Origin of the sequence: Psychrobacter sp. NG25 (assembly GCF_015234355.1) — a bacterium.
In the GTDB taxonomy this organism is placed as follows: Bacteria; Pseudomonadota; Gammaproteobacteria; order Pseudomonadales; family Moraxellaceae; genus Psychrobacter.
This window is the reverse complement of the sequence record NZ_JADGMV010000005.1, coordinates 161,383-177,363: the sequence shown is the minus strand read 5'-3', so window position 1 is coordinate 177,363 and position 15,981 is coordinate 161,383. Positions and strand designations below refer to the sequence as shown.

General features: G+C 42.8%; 11 protein-coding genes. 7 read left to right on the top strand and 4 right to left on the bottom strand.

Annotated elements, in window-relative coordinates:
- Positions 1–615 precede the first annotated feature (615 nt).
- Complete coding sequence (locus IPZ60_RS09220) at positions 616–1,911, bottom strand: NCS2 family permease (protein WP_194197501.1); 1,296 nt, start codon at positions 1,909–1,911, stop codon at positions 616–618.
- Between the two features lie 487 nt (positions 1,912–2,398).
- On the opposite strand from IPZ60_RS09220, the gene tolQ reads away from it, so the two are divergent.
- The 4 genes from tolQ (at position 2,399) to IPZ60_RS09200 (ending at position 6,083) form a co-directional block, all read left to right on the top strand.
- The gene (gene tolQ / locus IPZ60_RS09215; protein ID WP_194197500.1) at positions 2,399–3,112 is read left to right on the top strand and encodes a protein TolQ; all 714 of its coding nucleotides are present in this window, start codon (positions 2,399–2,401) and stop codon (positions 3,110–3,112) included.
- Positions 3,113–3,125: 13 nt separating this feature from the next.
- Positions 3,126–3,584: a protein TolR gene (tolR, locus tag IPZ60_RS09210; RefSeq protein ID WP_194197499.1), complete on the top strand. Its 459-nt coding sequence runs from the start codon at positions 3,126–3,128 to the stop codon at positions 3,582–3,584.
- 72 nt (positions 3,585–3,656) lie between these two features.
- Positions 3,657–4,640, top strand: coding sequence for a cell envelope integrity protein TolA (locus IPZ60_RS09205; protein WP_227669313.1), 984 nt, complete (start codon positions 3,657–3,659; stop codon positions 4,638–4,640).
- A 141-nt stretch (positions 4,641–4,781) separates the two neighbouring features.
- On the top strand, positions 4,782–6,083 hold the full coding sequence (locus IPZ60_RS09200) for a translocation protein TolB (RefSeq protein ID WP_227669312.1): 1,302 nt from the start codon (positions 4,782–4,784) through the stop codon (positions 6,081–6,083).
- 434 nt (positions 6,084–6,517) lie between these two features.
- Here the strand turns inward: IPZ60_RS09200 and IPZ60_RS09195 are convergent, their stop codons facing one another.
- Positions 6,518–7,129, bottom strand: a complete 612-nt coding sequence (locus IPZ60_RS09195; RefSeq protein ID WP_194197498.1) for a flavodoxin family protein — start codon at positions 7,127–7,129, stop codon at positions 6,518–6,520.
- 490 nt (positions 7,130–7,619) lie between these two features.
- Between IPZ60_RS09195 and IPZ60_RS09190 the strand changes: the two genes are divergently transcribed.
- Positions 7,620–8,876 (top strand): YeeE/YedE family protein, encoded by a 1,257-nt coding sequence (locus IPZ60_RS09190; RefSeq protein WP_194197497.1) that lies wholly within the window; start codon positions 7,620–7,622, stop codon positions 8,874–8,876.
- A 133-nt stretch (positions 8,877–9,009) separates the two neighbouring features.
- On the opposite strand, the gene IPZ60_RS09185 is transcribed toward IPZ60_RS09190, so the two are convergent.
- Together IPZ60_RS09185 and IPZ60_RS09180 are read right to left on the bottom strand one after the other, a co-directional pair.
- Positions 9,010–9,921, bottom strand: coding sequence for a polyphenol oxidase family protein (locus IPZ60_RS09185; RefSeq protein WP_194197496.1), 912 nt, complete (start codon positions 9,919–9,921; stop codon positions 9,010–9,012).
- A 223-nt stretch (positions 9,922–10,144) separates the two neighbouring features.
- Positions 10,145–11,389 carry an RluA family pseudouridine synthase gene (locus IPZ60_RS09180; protein ID WP_227669311.1) on the bottom strand — a complete coding sequence of 415 codons (1,245 nt, stop codon included), beginning with the start codon at positions 11,387–11,389 and terminating at the stop codon, positions 10,145–10,147.
- An 820-nt stretch (positions 11,390–12,209) separates the two neighbouring features.
- Between IPZ60_RS09180 and IPZ60_RS09175 the strand changes: the two genes are divergently transcribed.
- Together IPZ60_RS09175 and IPZ60_RS09170 are read left to right on the top strand one after the other, a co-directional pair.
- Positions 12,210–13,301, top strand: a complete 1,092-nt coding sequence (locus IPZ60_RS09175; protein ID WP_194197495.1) for an outer membrane protein assembly factor BamD — start codon at positions 12,210–12,212, stop codon at positions 13,299–13,301.
- A 206-nt stretch (positions 13,302–13,507) separates the two neighbouring features.
- Complete coding sequence (locus IPZ60_RS09170; protein WP_194197494.1) at positions 13,508–15,667, top strand: DNA primase; 2,160 nt, start codon at positions 13,508–13,510, stop codon at positions 15,665–15,667.
- Positions 15,668–15,981: the final 314 nt, after the last annotated feature.

Genomic DNA, 15,981 nt, shown 5'->3' with positions numbered 1-15,981 from the left:
AGGCTGGAGACGGTTAAGTAGGTCGTTCGACTGTTAAACGGGCTACGCTAACAATACAAAGGCAACAACGCAAAGCTAAGCGGCATTAGTGCCTTCTTCTTGTTAGTAGTGAAAGGAGTATGATGGTCAGATACCAGTTTATCGAAACGACATACGGTCGCTTTAATAAATACCAATCTATCATCTTAGCTGACGCTAATTCACTGTAAGAAAAACCTCTACGGCGTTGATTGAGGTGATGCGCTTAACGTGATTATAATATCATGAAAAAAAAATTCAAACTAACGATTTTTCTCATTTCTATCAATAAATAAGCCCTTAAATAACAATAACTTATATAGATTTTTTCAGCCATGACGCTTTGGTTACGTTTTTTTGTTTACTATTGCCGATTGATTGTCATTACAGCGCCAGATATCAGTATCAAAAATACTAGCGTATGCCTTCAATTCACTCGATAGTCATCTCAATGGGCTAACACTCGGTATAAAAGTCTCGGTATAACAGTTATATCAAAAAAAACCCTCCTTATCTATGTCAGATAAGGAGGGTTTTTATTGCAGGCTAAGCTAAAACTGTATCGTTTAGCAAAGACTGCTGACTGGCTTTAAACCGTTAAACGAAAACAATTTTTGCCAATAGTACGAAAGTCAATATCCATACTGGAATGCTAATGTCAGAAAACTTACCCGTCAATGCTTTGGTCGCCGTATAAGTGATGAAACCAAGTGCGATACCATCTGCGATAGAGTAAGTCAGTGGGGTAAATAGTAATACGACAACGACTGGCGCTGCTTGAGTCAAGTCAGACCACTCTACGTCTTTTAGAGTGCCTAACATCAATACCGCCACATAAAATATCGCGCCTGCTGTTGCATAAGCAGGAATCATACTGGCTAATGGCGCAAAGAATATACTAAGCAAAAATAGCACGCCGACAGTCACAGCGACCAATCCAGTACGACCACCTGCAGCAATACCTGAAACGCTTTCGATATAACTGGTTGTCGATGACGTACCAAGTAAAGTCCCTGCTACTGTCGCAGTAGAATCTGCAAACATCGCTTTACCCATGTTCTTAACTTTACCATCTTTATCTACCAAGCCTGCCTGTTGAGTAGTTGCAATCAACGTACCAGCTGTATCGAATAAATCGACGAATAAGAAAGCAAAGATAACGCTGATCATACTCACATCAAACGCGCCAGCAATATCAAGCTGCATAAATGTAGGTACAATCGATGGCGGTGCAGAGACAATACCAGTGAAATGCGTATTGCCAGTCAATAAGCTGACCAAAGCCACAAGCAAGATACCAATAGTCACCGCACCAGGAACTTTCTTATAGGACAAAGCGAGAATAACAATAAACCCAACAGCAGCCATCGCCGGTCCAAAGCTTGTCATATCACCTAAGCCAACCAACGTAGCGTCATGATTGACAATGACGCCTGAGCTTTGTAATGCAATGAACGCTAGAAATGCACCAATACCAGCGACCACGCCCTGCTTGAGCGACACGGGTATAGAATTGATGATCATTTCGCGAATTTTGAACAGACTCAACAGTACAAAGATACAACCAGACAAGAACACCGCGCCAAGCGCAACTTGCCATGTGTACCCCATACCAAGTACCACGCCGTAAGTAAAGAAGGCGTTAAGACCCATGCCAGGAGCCTGAGCAACAGGTAAACGAGCATAAAGCCCCATGATCAAACACCCGATTGCTGCTGCCAAACAAGTAGCAACAAACACAGCGCCTTTATCCATGCCAGCATCTGCTAGCACGTTGGGGTTAACAAAGATAATATAGGCCATCGTTAAAAAAGTGGTCAAGCCAGCAAGAATTTCAGTTCTTACCGTGGTGTTTTCACCGTTAATCCCAAAATAGCGTTCGATTGCATTCATAAGTGTCGCGCCCAGCTTGCTAGTGAAAGAACAAATTTATTAATGCCTAAAGTAAACACAACATCAGCAGAAAAATCGTGATGTCATCTTTAGAAAGGCAGCAGTAACGAAGTGTAACATTCTAGAGAAATTACACTATAAATTCAATCACTACCAGTACCCGAGGCGTACAAACACGATTTCTCCTGCTACTTGGAAATCATATTTAGACAGGATTTTAGGTAAATAAAACATATTCTCAGGATATCTACTGATAGGTGCACCAAAAGAATTTACCTTTTAAATAAAACAACATAGCTGAACATTCATTAATTATTTGGTATTTAACACTTTATTAAATGACCTTTCCTTCATTTAGCAGTACACTAGGCGGTTAATATAAGTGTGCAGAATTATTGCTCCACCATGTTTTTATGTTATCGAATACCATATTTGGCCTGCGTATTGCACCATGCCAGCTCTTGTCAATTATCCGTGAGTTCATTACATGCCTGAGTCATTAAATATTATTGATCTTATTACCCAAGCCAGTCTATTGGTGCAGATTGTGATGGCACTATTATTATTAGCGTCTTTATTCAGTTGGGTCATTATTTTTCGTATGAGTGCGCGGCTTGGTACAGCTCAAAGTTTCGATCAACAGTTTGAAACTTGGTTTTGGTCAGGTGAAGATTTAGCCAAACTATATCAAGGTGTGCAAGGCTCGCCTGAACGCCAAGGATTGGAGCAGATTTTTTATGTTGGGTTTTCAGAATACCTAAGAATGCATAAAAAGCGCCAGCCTAAAGATGACATTATAGATGGTGTTGAGCGTAAGCTAAGAGTCGGGCTAGGACGTCAACAGCAACTACTCGAGTCAGGGCTAACAACGCTAGCAAGCATCGGATCAGTGGCGCCTTATATCGGATTGTTTGGTACGGTCTGGGGTATTATGAATGCCTTTTTAGGATTATCGCAGACAGAACAGGCCACCCTAGCCTCTGTTGCACCTGGTATCGCCGAAGCCTTAATCGCCACTGCCATGGGCCTGTTTGCAGCGATTCCTGCTGTGCTGGCTTACAATCACTTTACGGCAAAATCCAGCCGCTTATATGACTCGCGGGCACTGTTCTGTGACGAGATGACTGGCATGCTCCAACGTGAGACCAGTGCAGCAAACCCTATCAGCAGAGAAACGCAATCTACCACCAGTCAAGCATAAGGACGATGAAGCCATGAAGCAAAGTCCCTATCGCCGTGAAAAAAAAGCGCTAAATGCGGAGATGAATGTCGTTCCTTACATTGACGTGATGCTGGTGTTACTGGTCATATTTATGGTGACTGCGCCGATGTTGATTACGGGTGTTGATGTCGATCTGCCAAAAGAGCAAACCAATACCATGAGCCAAAGCCAGCTACCAGTGATTGTTTCTTTAACCGGTAGTGGAGAGATTTTTATCAGTTATGAAAGTAATGTCGACTTGCCAGTGAGCGAGCCTGAACTGATTAACACCTTATCTAATTTGCAGACTCAAAACAGTGATTCCGGAGCGCAGCCAGTACAAGTGATGATAAATGCCGACCAAAATAATCAATACGGTGCCATCATGACGCTAATGGCGACGTTACAACAAGCCGGTATTCAAAAGGTAGGACTACTAACAGGCGCTCCTCTACCCACGCCTTCACTGTAATCAACAGATTAATAAGCACCACATTCGATCAAGCTTATAATAGAATCGTAGTCAACCCAATGAACCACGTTCATGAGTATAAATATTATGCATAATGCTCCTGCCGTCTATGTGCCTACCCAACCTGAAGGCAATGGGCTGACCTTGCCTACGTTACTCAGTTTACTCGCACATGGCCTTGTGATTGGCCTGCTCGTTTATAACTATCAACACACTGAAGTAGACATGACTGGTAGTCTCGAAACGGTCATGGTGTCACCTGAGCAACTGGCTGATATGCAAGGTCAAATACTGGCCAATCGTGCTGCCGCGCAAGCAGCCAGTGCGAATAGTAGTGCAGCGGCATTCACGCAAGCAGATGCGTCTGACAGTAATGATGCCAGTCAAAACAGCACCCAATCAAGCTCACAACAAGTACCTAATTTTAGCCGCCCCGATGATACTACTGGCCGACCCTTACTGATGAGCGAAGAGCATCATCAGCGATTACTTGAACAAAATAGAGAGTATGAGCAGCGGATGGCTGAATGGGCAGAGGAATTAGATGAATCAGTGACAGAAAAGCACGATGCGATTGAGCAAGACAAAAGAGATGAGCAAGTAGAAGAGCAACAAAGGCTCCAAGAGTATCGTAATAAGCCAAATGACTCTCTCAAAATCAATCGCCCCACTGCTACTGATAAGAATATAAAAATTAATGCAGGTAGCTCAGGCAAAGCATTCAGCTTATCAGAAGATGGACAGCCGACCATATCTGGAAGTACGCCCAGTCAGTCTGGTAGCCCAACTCGTTCTGCAAGTGACAGCGAAGTCAAATCATTGATTAGAAAGAACTTTTCATCACCAGAAGGTGCTAAGGGGAAAACTGCCTTAACGATTCTGACTATTACAGTCAATAGCAGTGGAGTCATAACCAGTGTCAGCACTTCTGGAGACGACCCTCTCATGAATAAGGCAGTAGAAAACGCAGCTTGGGACACAAAGAAATTACCAATTGGACCTGACGATCCTAAGTATCCTACTTTTAGAATAGAATATATTGGTTCCACCAAATAAAATATCATATACAGCTATAAACAAATTAATTGATAAAAAGCCTTTATAAATAGTTTTGCTTTGTCATATATTTATAGACATGAATACTCATTTCTTAATTTTAAAAATATCAAACCTCATTATTTATTTTAGGAGAATAACTTGTACAATCATATTTATAAAAAGAAGCTTGCCACCATATGTGTTAGCGCATCGTTCTTAATTGTTTCTACTAACTTATTAGCTAAAGAAATAGTTGTATTACAAGAAAATTATGAAATTCCTATTCAACAAAACCAAGTCGCTTTCGTTCCCTTCGCCGGTGACACCGTCATGTCTCCTATTATCTCAAATGACTTAGGTAAAACTGAGCTAAAAGTGACTAGCGAAAATTTGCCACAGCAACCGCGTAGTAGCAGCGAGTTGGCAGGTACACTACCCGTATGGCAAAGTATCGGTATTCCTTACCTAGTCGTCGGTAGCAGCAGTACCAATCGCGGTAAAGTGACAACCAACTATGAAGTCATTGAAGTAAAGTCAGGGCGGATACTAGCAGGCAAACAAAGTCTAACCGCTAATAACGATAAAGAAAGTATGCGTTATGCTGGGCACGTCATCGCAGATAAGGTATATGAGTTGATTACTGGGACGCCAGGTGATTTTTCAGGACGTATTGCTTATATTGAAGAGGAATTAAGCGGTAAAAATAAAGTCTCACGCCTAAAAATCATGGATGCTGATGGTGAAAATGCGAGAACACTTGCTGAAGTCAAAGGGTCTATCTTTTCACCCGCTTGGTCACCAGACGGCAAACGCATTGCTTACTCTGTACAACGTGATCAGTCGTATCAAGTCATCTACGTACAAAACGTTGATGGCGGCGGCGCAACCCCATTAACGCCCTTCTCTGGTAGTAACTTGAGTCCATCATTCTCACCAGATGGCAGCAAAATATTATTCTCTAGCAGCTTTGAAGGCAGTGCTGATATTTATGAGATAAGTGCCAGTGGCGGTCAACCTAAAAGACTCACTAGCTGGTCAAGCAGCGAAGTACAGCCAAGCTATGCGCCTGATGGTCAATCTTTTGTGTTCGTCAGTGACCGCGCAGGTTTCAATAAGCCACAAATCTATCGTTATGAGTTTGGCTCAGGACGTACTACGAAGCTCTCAAATAGCGGTTATGCGACTAGCCCACAGTTCAATAGTGATGGTTCACAAATTGCCTTTTTAAATGGCTCATCAGCCGCTATCATGAATAGCAATGGCGCAATAACGGCTAATTTTGGCAATACGGGCATTGATGAAGCACCGAGCTTTTCGCCTAACGGTAAGCGTGTGGTGTATGCATCAAAACAGGGTAGTAAAGGTATTATTACAATAAAATCACTAAATGGTGGTGAGACGTTTGGCAAGTCTGGACAAGGTACTATTCGCTCACCAGTATGGTCAGCCAGTCCAAAATAACGGTTCTTCTCCAGTAACTTTATGGCTTGATAAGTCCGTAACCAAAAAAGCACTCGATAATATTATCGGGCGCTTTTTTTGTACTATTGAGCATATTATCAAGTGATAGCATGAGCTAAAATTCAAACTTATAGCTTGATAATATAAAAATCAACCAACCGTTGGACTAAACATTCTTATTTAACGTAAGTATTCTTAATTCTTATATACTCGAACCCTACCGAGACACTACTATGAAGTCCCTCATTCTTACCAGCCTGATTACAGCAGTAACACTATTGACGGGTTGTCAGTCGTTCCAGTTTGTTGATAGTCCGATTCCTGTCACATCAAATTTGACTCAATCGAATGACCAGTAACAGAACTGAGAGACACAAAAAAAGCAGACTATAAAGTCTGCTTTTTTTATTCAGGTTACGCTCGATAAAGTCGCTTTAACTCTGTGTATTGGCTGGCTGATGCTTGATAATGGTTTTAGCCAAATGATCACCAAACCAAATAGCAGTGTCGATATCTCCAGATCCTGGTGTTTCTTCAGGTGGGCCATCGAGCGACTGCGTCATTAAGCCTAGGAAACTGGATAAACGGTTTAGGTCGTGAGTTTCATGACCTGTCGGCATCAATGGTAGTCCAATCCAATTCATCCCATGCTGCATCGCATATAGAGAAATCTGCTGTAATACCGCAAGTTTATCACCGCTTAATCCGCCAGAATTAGCAAAAGCTGCTGCCCACTTCCCTTCCCACTTACGGTGATACCAACGCTTTGAGGTTTCATCCATAAAAGTCTTAAATTCAGCCGTGACGCTACCCATGTATACAGCACTACCAAATACCAGCAGATCTGCTTGATCTAAAAATTCCCAATCCACTTCATGGACATCTACTGCCTTGGCTTGCGATTCTGGTAGCTGCTGACGGGCACCTGTCACTATGGCCTCAGCCACACGCTTGGTATGACCATAATTACTGTGATAAATAACCGCGATAGATAGATTATTAGCTTGGTTAGTGACAGTTGAAGCAGACGATATAGATGTAGTCATACGGGCTCTAGTAATGAATGAATTGATGAATAATGAGTGGCTAAATAATAGTAACGTTTAGAATTTTCTGAGTAATTACAGCCATTATAGCCTGTAATCATATCGTTAGTACCGGATAGCTATCATTAATGACGCTATCGTCAGGTGCAAGGATAATCACACTGCTTATTAACAGATTGTCATAGAGTAGCAATATTCAGCGAATTATCAACTCACTTATGTAAATCGAAACTTTGTCCAATGTTATGTAGCACACCTTGTGCGTATTAGATAAAACAAAATAATCGTTAATAATTAAATTTATTTATTCCATATACGCATATGTTAATTCCAGCTTTTCTTTCAGGCTTGTTTCTATTTTTACCGTAATAGGATTATGATGTAGCGCTTATTCCTAAGTTACTCATAAATACAGTTAATGAATTAAAAAAATCATAAGAAAGCTATAAAGAAATCACAATCAAACCTATAAGCAGAGGAGACTACTACTGTGACAACGTTAAGAGTTCAACCCGTAAACGAGGCGCAAGATCCAATCGTAAGAGACAGTCTTCGCTTAAATGATCCACAAAAGATGCTGGTAGCAGGCGGCGCCATTGTGGGTTTTCTCATGCTGGTCTATTTGCTAGATACGCAACATATTTCGCAGTCACTACTGCTTGGCATTGGCTTATTATTAGGCTATACCCTTTTTCATGCCCGCTTCGGTTTTACCTCTGCATTTAGACGGTTGATGTCGGTCGGTAATGGGCAAGCGATGCGCTCACACATGCTGATGCTGGCCATTGCCGTGACACTGTTTGCCCCTATTTTAGCCTTTGGTACAACTATTTTTGGTGGACCGGTCGCAGGTTATGTTGCGCCAATCGGTGTTAGCCTCTTCGTTGGCGCATTCGTCTTCGGCATTGGCATGCAGCTTGGTGGCGGCTGTGCTTCTGGTACGCTTTACGCAGTCGGTGGCGGCCGCTCAGTGATGTTCATTACCTTTATATTCTTTATCGTTGGTGCCACTATTGGCGCTTACCATCTACCATTTTGGACAGAAGAGCTGCCAAGCTTTGAGCCGTTTTCTTTGGCCACCTCTACAGGTCTTGGTTACAGCGGTGCTTGGATGGTCTCTTTGGCACTTTTTGCTATAATCGCATGGATAACCTTGGTCGTTGAAAAAAGAACCAAAGCCCCTAAAATGGCGCCTGTGCCTTCTGAAAAAGGTTGGAAACGTATCTTTCGTGGTTCTTGGCCGTTATTTGCAGCCGCGATCGTACTTGGCGTACTAAATGCGCTAACACTAGCAACACGTGGTCAGCCTTGGGGTATCACTTCCGCATTTTCATTATGGGGATCTAAAATTGCGAGCGCTTTTGGGGTTGATGTTGCGAGTTGGGGCTATTGGCAAGGCGCAAACGCAGCAGCGCTAAATGCGTCTATATTTGCTGATTCAACGACGGTACTAAACATCGGTATCATCATCGGTGCTTTCATTGCGTCAGCGGCTGGCGGTTTATTCAAATTTACGACCATTACTAAAGGTAATTTTGCGGCGTCCGTGATTGGTGGTTTGATGATGGGCTATGGCGCACGTCTAGCATTTGGCTGTAATATCGGTGCTTATTTTGGCGGTATCGCTTCTTTTAGCTTACATGGCTATATCTGGGGCATACTTGCAATGGCTGGCACGTTCTTAGCACTATATTTACGTCCTTTATTTGGCTTGTCAGTGCCAAAGTCTAGCGACTCGGTGTGTTAATAAAAATAGTGGTGATTGAATAAAAAAACAGCAGGTTAAAATTAACCTGCTGTTTTTTGTTATATAGAGTATATTGTATTAATCAGACAACACTCATTTAGCTATCACTACTCATTTAGCTATCACTACTTTTCTAGCCATCACGACTCTGTGCATTCCGAGCAATCACTAATGCCATACGACCTGTAGCTGGTTGCTGCAGGTGTGTCTGGCGGCGATACGAGTAATAACGGCTATCAGCATAACTACAGTCAACTGGCAAGTCAGTAATGACCGTCATGCCAGCAGTCTCTAATTGCATAGCAGCAAGCTTCGGTAGATCTAACTTAATTTTGTCATCGTGAGATGGTATAGAAAATAATGTCACAAAATCATCGAGCTGTGTCTCTGACAAGGTTTGGTTCTCTTTGCAACCTGCTAATAGCTTGTCACGGACGTCTGTATTTACCTCATAATTCGCCTGACTAATACAGACGCCTATCCAAGCTTTAATCGGCATCGTGTTATCAAACCTATTCACTGTCTTTTTGATAACACCGCAAGCCAAGCCTTGCCAGCCTGCATGAATCGCGGCTATCTGTCCTGTCGCCGGTTGGTACAAGACGATAGGCACACAATCAGCCGTCATTATGGCAAGTCCGTTACCTTGCTGCTTACTAACCATCGCATCAGCTGCTACGGGTGTCATACTTAACATGGTGGCATCGACATCGTGAACGTTATTACCATGGACTTGACTGACCCAGTGCAAGCGTTTAATCGGCACGTATTGAAAGCGCTTTGATGCTGATGCTAAAAAGCTTTCATTGATGCCAGACAGTAGACACATACGATTGTGCAATACCTTTGCCGCGTCATCATTGACATGTAAGCCTAAATTTAGATCACCATAATTCGCCTGACCTACTTGAAAATCTGCTGTCTGTTCTGCAGATTGACTGGTTGAGTCAAGCTCATTGAGCACATCGGTCAAAAAAGCCGCCGTTTGAAAAACAGCGATATCATCAGTTTGCGCTAGCAATGTCATAGGAAGCTTATCAATCATGACTGAGACCTACCATCTTAATGAATCATGTATATGAGGCTGACAATATTTCAATACTTGGTTTTATAGTTAGCTCTATAGCTTATATAACGTAGATAATAAAGAGTCAGATTTATATCAGGCTAGCGTCGTCTACAAGGTGTAGTACTTTCACTCGCCTGTCTAACCTCTTCTAAACCATATTGAACACACCATATTTTATACATCTGCTCTGAATAATTGCTTACTCAGCATCATAACCATCACTAAGCACGGCTATGAGTTGTTGCATATCTTCAGGCAGCGGCGTGTTGACTTCCATATCTTCACCTGTCGTTGGATGTACAAAACCTAGCGTATAAGCATGCAAGGCTTGGCGCGGGAAGTTATTAATCGTTTGACGCTGTGCTTCTGTGAGACCGGATCGCAACTGACGACGGCCACCATAGACGCGGTCACCCACTATCGGATAGGTAATGTGGCTTAAATGCACACGAATCTGGTGAGTACGACCCGTCTCCAGTCCTACATCTAATAGACAGTAGTTACCATTAAGCGGTGTCACATTTAATAGATGAGTAACTGCCTCACGTCCTGCTGTCATCACAGTCATTTTGGTACGTTGATTGCGGTGACGACCGATTGGTGCGTCAATATGACGATGGCGCGTTAGGCTTGCTTTATCACCTGCCACCACACATTGATAGTGGCGATAGACTGACTTGTCTTTTAGTTGCTCCATCAGTGCCATCTGCGCAGGTTTGGTTTTGCCGATAAGCAACAGTCCAGAGGTGTCTTTATCAATCCGATGCACCAGACCTGCACGTGGCAAATGGTGCTGCTGCGGATAATGATACAGTAACGCATTGACCAAAGTACCTGTCTGATTGCCAGCACCAGGATGCACGACCATGCCAACAGGTTTGTTGATAACCAATACGTCGTCATCTTCATAGACGACATCGATGTCTATATTTTCTGGTTGGTCTTCACTATGCTGCTCTAACGTCGTTGATAGATGCAACACATCATCAGCTTTGACACGAACCTTTGGTTTTTGCACACTACCGTTATAGAGTAAGCTACCGTCAGTTATCCAGCCTTGTATCTGCACACGCGAGAAGTCTTTGAATGCTAGCGAGGCAACCTTATCGATACGCAGACCTGACTGATCTTCTGTGACAGTATGGGTCAACTCTATCGCTACTGGAACAGCTGAACCCGAAACTGAAGGTTCATCATCATCGCTATCGTCAATGTCGCTATCATCAATATCACCATCATCGATGTCATCTGCATCACTATCTGGTCGCATCACTTCTTCTGAAATCGCATCATCATGCAATTGCTCATCAGGCGCTGGCTGATTGTCGTCAAGTAACTCACTATTTTTTAAAACGTCATTTGTCATCGGTGACTCTTGTGCTGATGAATCAGTATCTAACGATTGATTCGGTGGTAAATGGGTGGTTATAGCATTATTATTCATAATAAATTGATACATAGCAAAGCGCCGAACCTCATTCTGTCAGGCAACTTTTTAAAAATTTTACAAAAAATCAGACTGCCGGTCACGTATTTATTGCTTATCATAATAGCAATCATCGTCAAAAAAATCGGCAGCAATATCGCGATAGTGTACCATGCCAAGTGCTTAAGCCCTATAGAAGCTGCTCGTTATCTGTCATTTTTGCTGATAACTTACATACACTCAATATCTCCGGTTAACTCTCTAAAATATGACATTGCTGTAATTTACTGTATATTTATCGGTATCAGCGACATTCGATATCGCTCGTGATAGCCGCTCATGCTAAAATGCCGAACTGAAATCAAATATTATGTGGCTTATTGCTAGCCGTATTGCCAGCCATCTCATAGATACTAGCACTAATAGATACTAGCACTATAAATACTGCGGCATAAGCACTGAGGCTCGCCAACCATGACCTGACTCAGATCTTGCAAAAAAACCTGAGTCAGACCATGGTCGAATATCCAATACGATAGATTGCACATATCGAAAAAATAGACGAAGCAAACGTTATTCTATAAAGTATGACTATGTTTTGCTGTATGCTATTGCACTGAATTAAAAAATAACGTTTTTATTAGGGTCTGTTAAGCCCATACACCATTACAATAAACTGCATTCAATAAAAACCATGTTGATGGTGAGGCTGCTCGACGATGAGTATGCTTGATACTAGACAGTTAGCGGATGCCTCAAAGCATCGTTTTTTATTATTAACCTTTTATGTAGCATAATAGCGCTGCTGTTATTATGCGCCTCGTGTCGGAGAAGAAGTATGCAAGCTGTTGGCAATACGTTTATCAAACTGTCCTCAATAACCTTACTTACGCTAAGTGTAAGCCTAGTCGGTTGTCAAACTTTCAAAAACTTGACCGGCGGCGCTGACGTCGATGCGGTAGAAACCGCTCAAAAATCAGAGCAAAGTTATTATAACGATGCCATCGAACAGCTTGATAAGAGCCACCACACACAAGCTATCGAAGAATTGACCAACTTACGTACCTTTTACCCTACTGGGCAATATGCTGAACAAGCACTACTCGATATGATGTACGCACAATATGAAGGCGGTAAATATGAAATGGCAGCGTCAAGCGCTGAACAGTTCATTCGTCTATACCCTTCTAATCCACAAGTAAGCTACGCCTACTATGTGCGCGGTGTGGCAAACATGCAAGGATCCTCAGAAGGCTTAAAACTGTTCAAAATGAACCAAGCCGAACGTGATACTGCTTATTTGCGTATTGCTTTTGCCAATTTCCAAGAGCTGGTTAATAAATACCCAAACAGCCCTTATACACCAGATGCTGCACAGCGCATGACTTTCATTTACAATCAGTTTGCTGAAAGCGAAATGAGTGCTGCCAATTGGTACATCGAGCGCGAAGCTTATGTCGCTGCTGCCAACCGTGCTAAATGGGTATTCCAGTACTATCCACTCAGTGAATCCATTCCAAAAGCCCTTGCCACGCTAGCTTATAGCAACGAAAAATTGGGTCTAACGGATTTGGCAAATGAGTACAAAACCCTATTACAGATTAACTATCCAAGCTGGTTAACCAGTGATGGCAGTGTGAAGCTAGAGACCAAACGTGACAGCACTTGGCTGAACAAAATCACCTTTGGTAAGCTTGGTCGTTCAAGCGTAGACGATGAGTCAGTAGCGTCAGGCAACTACAATGGTGCAACCAAAACACAGATGATTCGTAATGCTAGCCAGCTAAGATTGCCTAGCGCAAATGCTGCTTCTGCCAATGCACCAGCAAGTAATGCTGCTCCTGCACGTGGTACAAATGGCAATCCGCAAAACAGTCAGCCACCACGCGGCATCACCCAACCAAACCAAGATGCACCTATCATCCCATAATCTGTCAATCCATAGTCTTTTCAACCACATTCTGTCAATGTGAATAATGAATGACTTAGAAGCTGTCTCATAAGAAATAAGGCCAACGCTCATGTTGGCCTTATTTTTCTGTTTTTATTTATCTAATACTTTATCTACTATCAGCTATTACTACTCGCTGATTTTGGATGCCCAACATAATTGACCTATGGTAAACTGTTTTTTGTATGAGCATTCCTAACCATATCCTTGAGCAACTAAATAGCCAAGCTGACTTAGTCAGTATTATTGGGCGTCATACTACGCTTAAACGAGCGGGTGGTGAGTTTAAGGGTTGCTGCCCTTTCCATGGTGAAAAATCTCCTTCATTTTATGTCAATCCACAAAAAAACATCTACCACTGTTTTGGCTGTGGTGTCGGTGGTAATGCCATCAGTTTTTTTCGTGATTATGAAAACCTCACCTTTATAGAAGCGGTCAACGAGCTGTCCAAGCAAACTGGCATCGAAGTTCCCAAAGAAGAGCAGCAAAACGTCAGCTATCAGCGTAGCACACCCAAACCTGCTGTTCCTGAAACTACTGCACCTAAATCAAGCGCACCGCCATCTGTGCCTAACCCAGCTATCGATCAAAGCAACTTAAGTCAAAACAGCACAAACCAAGGCGGTGTAGAACAAAGCCATGTAGTGCAGGCAAGTTATGATGATGCTCATAGCTACGACGATTATCCACCGCTAGATGCTTATGACTCTGCGCCTTACCCAACCGATAGTTATGATTCAGAGTATCAAGACGATACGAGCTATCCGCCAGCTTGGCTCAGCGATAGTGATGAGATAACCAATCTACACGGTATGGATAATAATACTGATGCAGATGGCAATCTATACGATCTGCTAGAGCAAATTCAGCAGTTTTATCAGCACAGTCTGACGACCCACCCTCATGCCAAACATTACTTTTTATCGCGTGGTATCACTGAAGACATCTTTGAAACGTTTGGTTTAGGCTATGCACCGTTTGGTTGGCAGCATCTTGAACATCAGTTTCCGCAGGATATTGAAGGACTCAAAGCCTTAGGCTTAGTACGCCAGTCAGAATCTGGACGCGATTATGATCTACTACGTGATCGAGTTATTTTCCCGATTCGAGACAATCAAGGTCGAACGATTGGCTTCGGTGGACGAGCATTAGACGACGAAGTAAAGCCTAAATATATCAACTCGTCCGACTCGCCCGTTTTTCATAAGCAGCACGTGCTATATGGTTATTATGAATCTCGCCAGCAGCGCGCCAACGACTGGCTCGTAGTCGAAGGCTATATGGATGTCATCGCCCTTTACCAAGCGGGTATCTATGGTGCTGTTGCCTCTATGGGCACAGCGATTAATGAGAGCCAAATATCACGGCTATTGACATTAAACCCTACTCTAACCTTGAGCTTCGATGGGGATAGTGCGGGACAAAAAGCCGCTTGGCGCACGCTAGAAGTTGCGCTGCCAGTACTCGCCGATGACAAAGAACTGCGGTTTTTAACTTTGCCAAACAATCATGACCCTGATACGTTCATCAAAAGTCAGGGCGGTGATGCCATGCGTGCGCAAATCACCAATGCCATGCCTTTGTCGCAGTATATTTTTGCGTATTTAAGTGAGCGCTACGATCTGACCTTGGTAGAAGGTAAAGCCAAGCTCATGTCCCAAGTACGCGCATTAACCATGGCATTACCCAAAGGCAGTAGTTTTAAGTATTTGCTTAACAATGATGTTTATCAAAAGCTGGGCGGTAAACGCAGTCAGAATGTCGAGGCAAAAGACGCCCTGCTAGATTTTGATGGTGACATGACCATCAGTCAGCAGTTGCAGCTGTGCTTTTTGTTCCAACCACGCGCACTACTTGAAGATCCCATTGAATCGATTTGGCAACAGGCAGGTATCAGTGATTTACAGTTGCCTGCGCATATCAAACAAAAAGCTGCGAGTGATACCCTTCGCCCACTTGCTTGGGAAGATCTGCAAGACACCGACTTGCTGGATATCGTCAGTACGATTAAGCGTTGCTTAAGGTATCTACCAACAGACGCTAACGCAGCAGCGCACTTTATATTGTCTAATGTACAACCGATGACCCAAGAGACACTCAGCCGTAGCTGGAGTGGGTTTTATAAAACCTTGACGGCAAGAAATATTTTAAGCCTTGATGAGTTGGTCGAAAACTTAGTCATGCAATTGCTCAAGCTACATTTGCAAAAAAAGATGCAGGATCTGATCAAAAACCCTGATCACATTAAGTTGGCGATTGTCCGTAAGCAATCCCAGTTATTAAATGACTGGCTACGTGCTCAGCAAGCCGAGCAGTCAGCACAAATGACCACGGTTAAATCTTGACGTTGACCTTCATTTTTGATGAATAAAAGATCAACCCTTTAAAAATATAGTGGCTGCCCCCACTACTAATGATTATGCCGAGTAGTCAAAACCGAATCTAAAAGAATGTTAAACATTCAACTGATAAAAAATAATCAGTAGAAAATGATCGGTAAGTCTCACTGTCTCGTGCTTGATTACTGTGGTCTGTGTTAAACTATGCGGCTGTATATTTGCAGCATTGCTTAGCGAACTATCATAAGCATGCATCGTCAGGCACAAATTTTAGGTATTATTTTTGAGTAGCAGTTTTAAATGAATGCTATTTTGAAGTC

What these genes read in the sequence shown, in the direction of transcription:
- IPZ60_RS09170 (WP_194197494.1), top strand. Translation starts at nt 13,508, where the DNA reads ATGAGCATTCCTAACCATATCCTTGAGCAACTAAATAGCCAAGCTGAC.
- IPZ60_RS09195 (WP_194197498.1), bottom strand. Translation starts at nt 7,129, where the DNA reads ATGACTACATCTATATCGTCTGCTTCAACTGTCACTAACCAAGCTAAT.
- IPZ60_RS09180 (WP_227669311.1), bottom strand. Translation starts at nt 11,389, where the DNA reads ATGAATAATAATGCTATAACCACCCATTTACCACCGAATCAATCGTTA.
- IPZ60_RS09205 (WP_227669313.1), top strand. Translation starts at nt 3,657, where the DNA reads ATGAGTATAAATATTATGCATAATGCTCCTGCCGTCTATGTGCCTACC.
- tolQ (WP_194197500.1), top strand. Translation starts at nt 2,399, where the DNA reads ATGCCTGAGTCATTAAATATTATTGATCTTATTACCCAAGCCAGTCTA.
- tolR (WP_194197499.1), top strand. Translation starts at nt 3,126, where the DNA reads ATGAAGCAAAGTCCCTATCGCCGTGAAAAAAAAGCGCTAAATGCGGAG.
- IPZ60_RS09175 (WP_194197495.1), top strand. Translation starts at nt 12,210, where the DNA reads ATGCAAGCTGTTGGCAATACGTTTATCAAACTGTCCTCAATAACCTTA.
- IPZ60_RS09220 (WP_194197501.1), bottom strand. Translation starts at nt 1,911, where the DNA reads ATGAATGCAATCGAACGCTATTTTGGGATTAACGGTGAAAACACCACG.
- IPZ60_RS09185 (WP_194197496.1), bottom strand. Translation starts at nt 9,921, where the DNA reads ATGATTGATAAGCTTCCTATGACATTGCTAGCGCAAACTGATGATATC.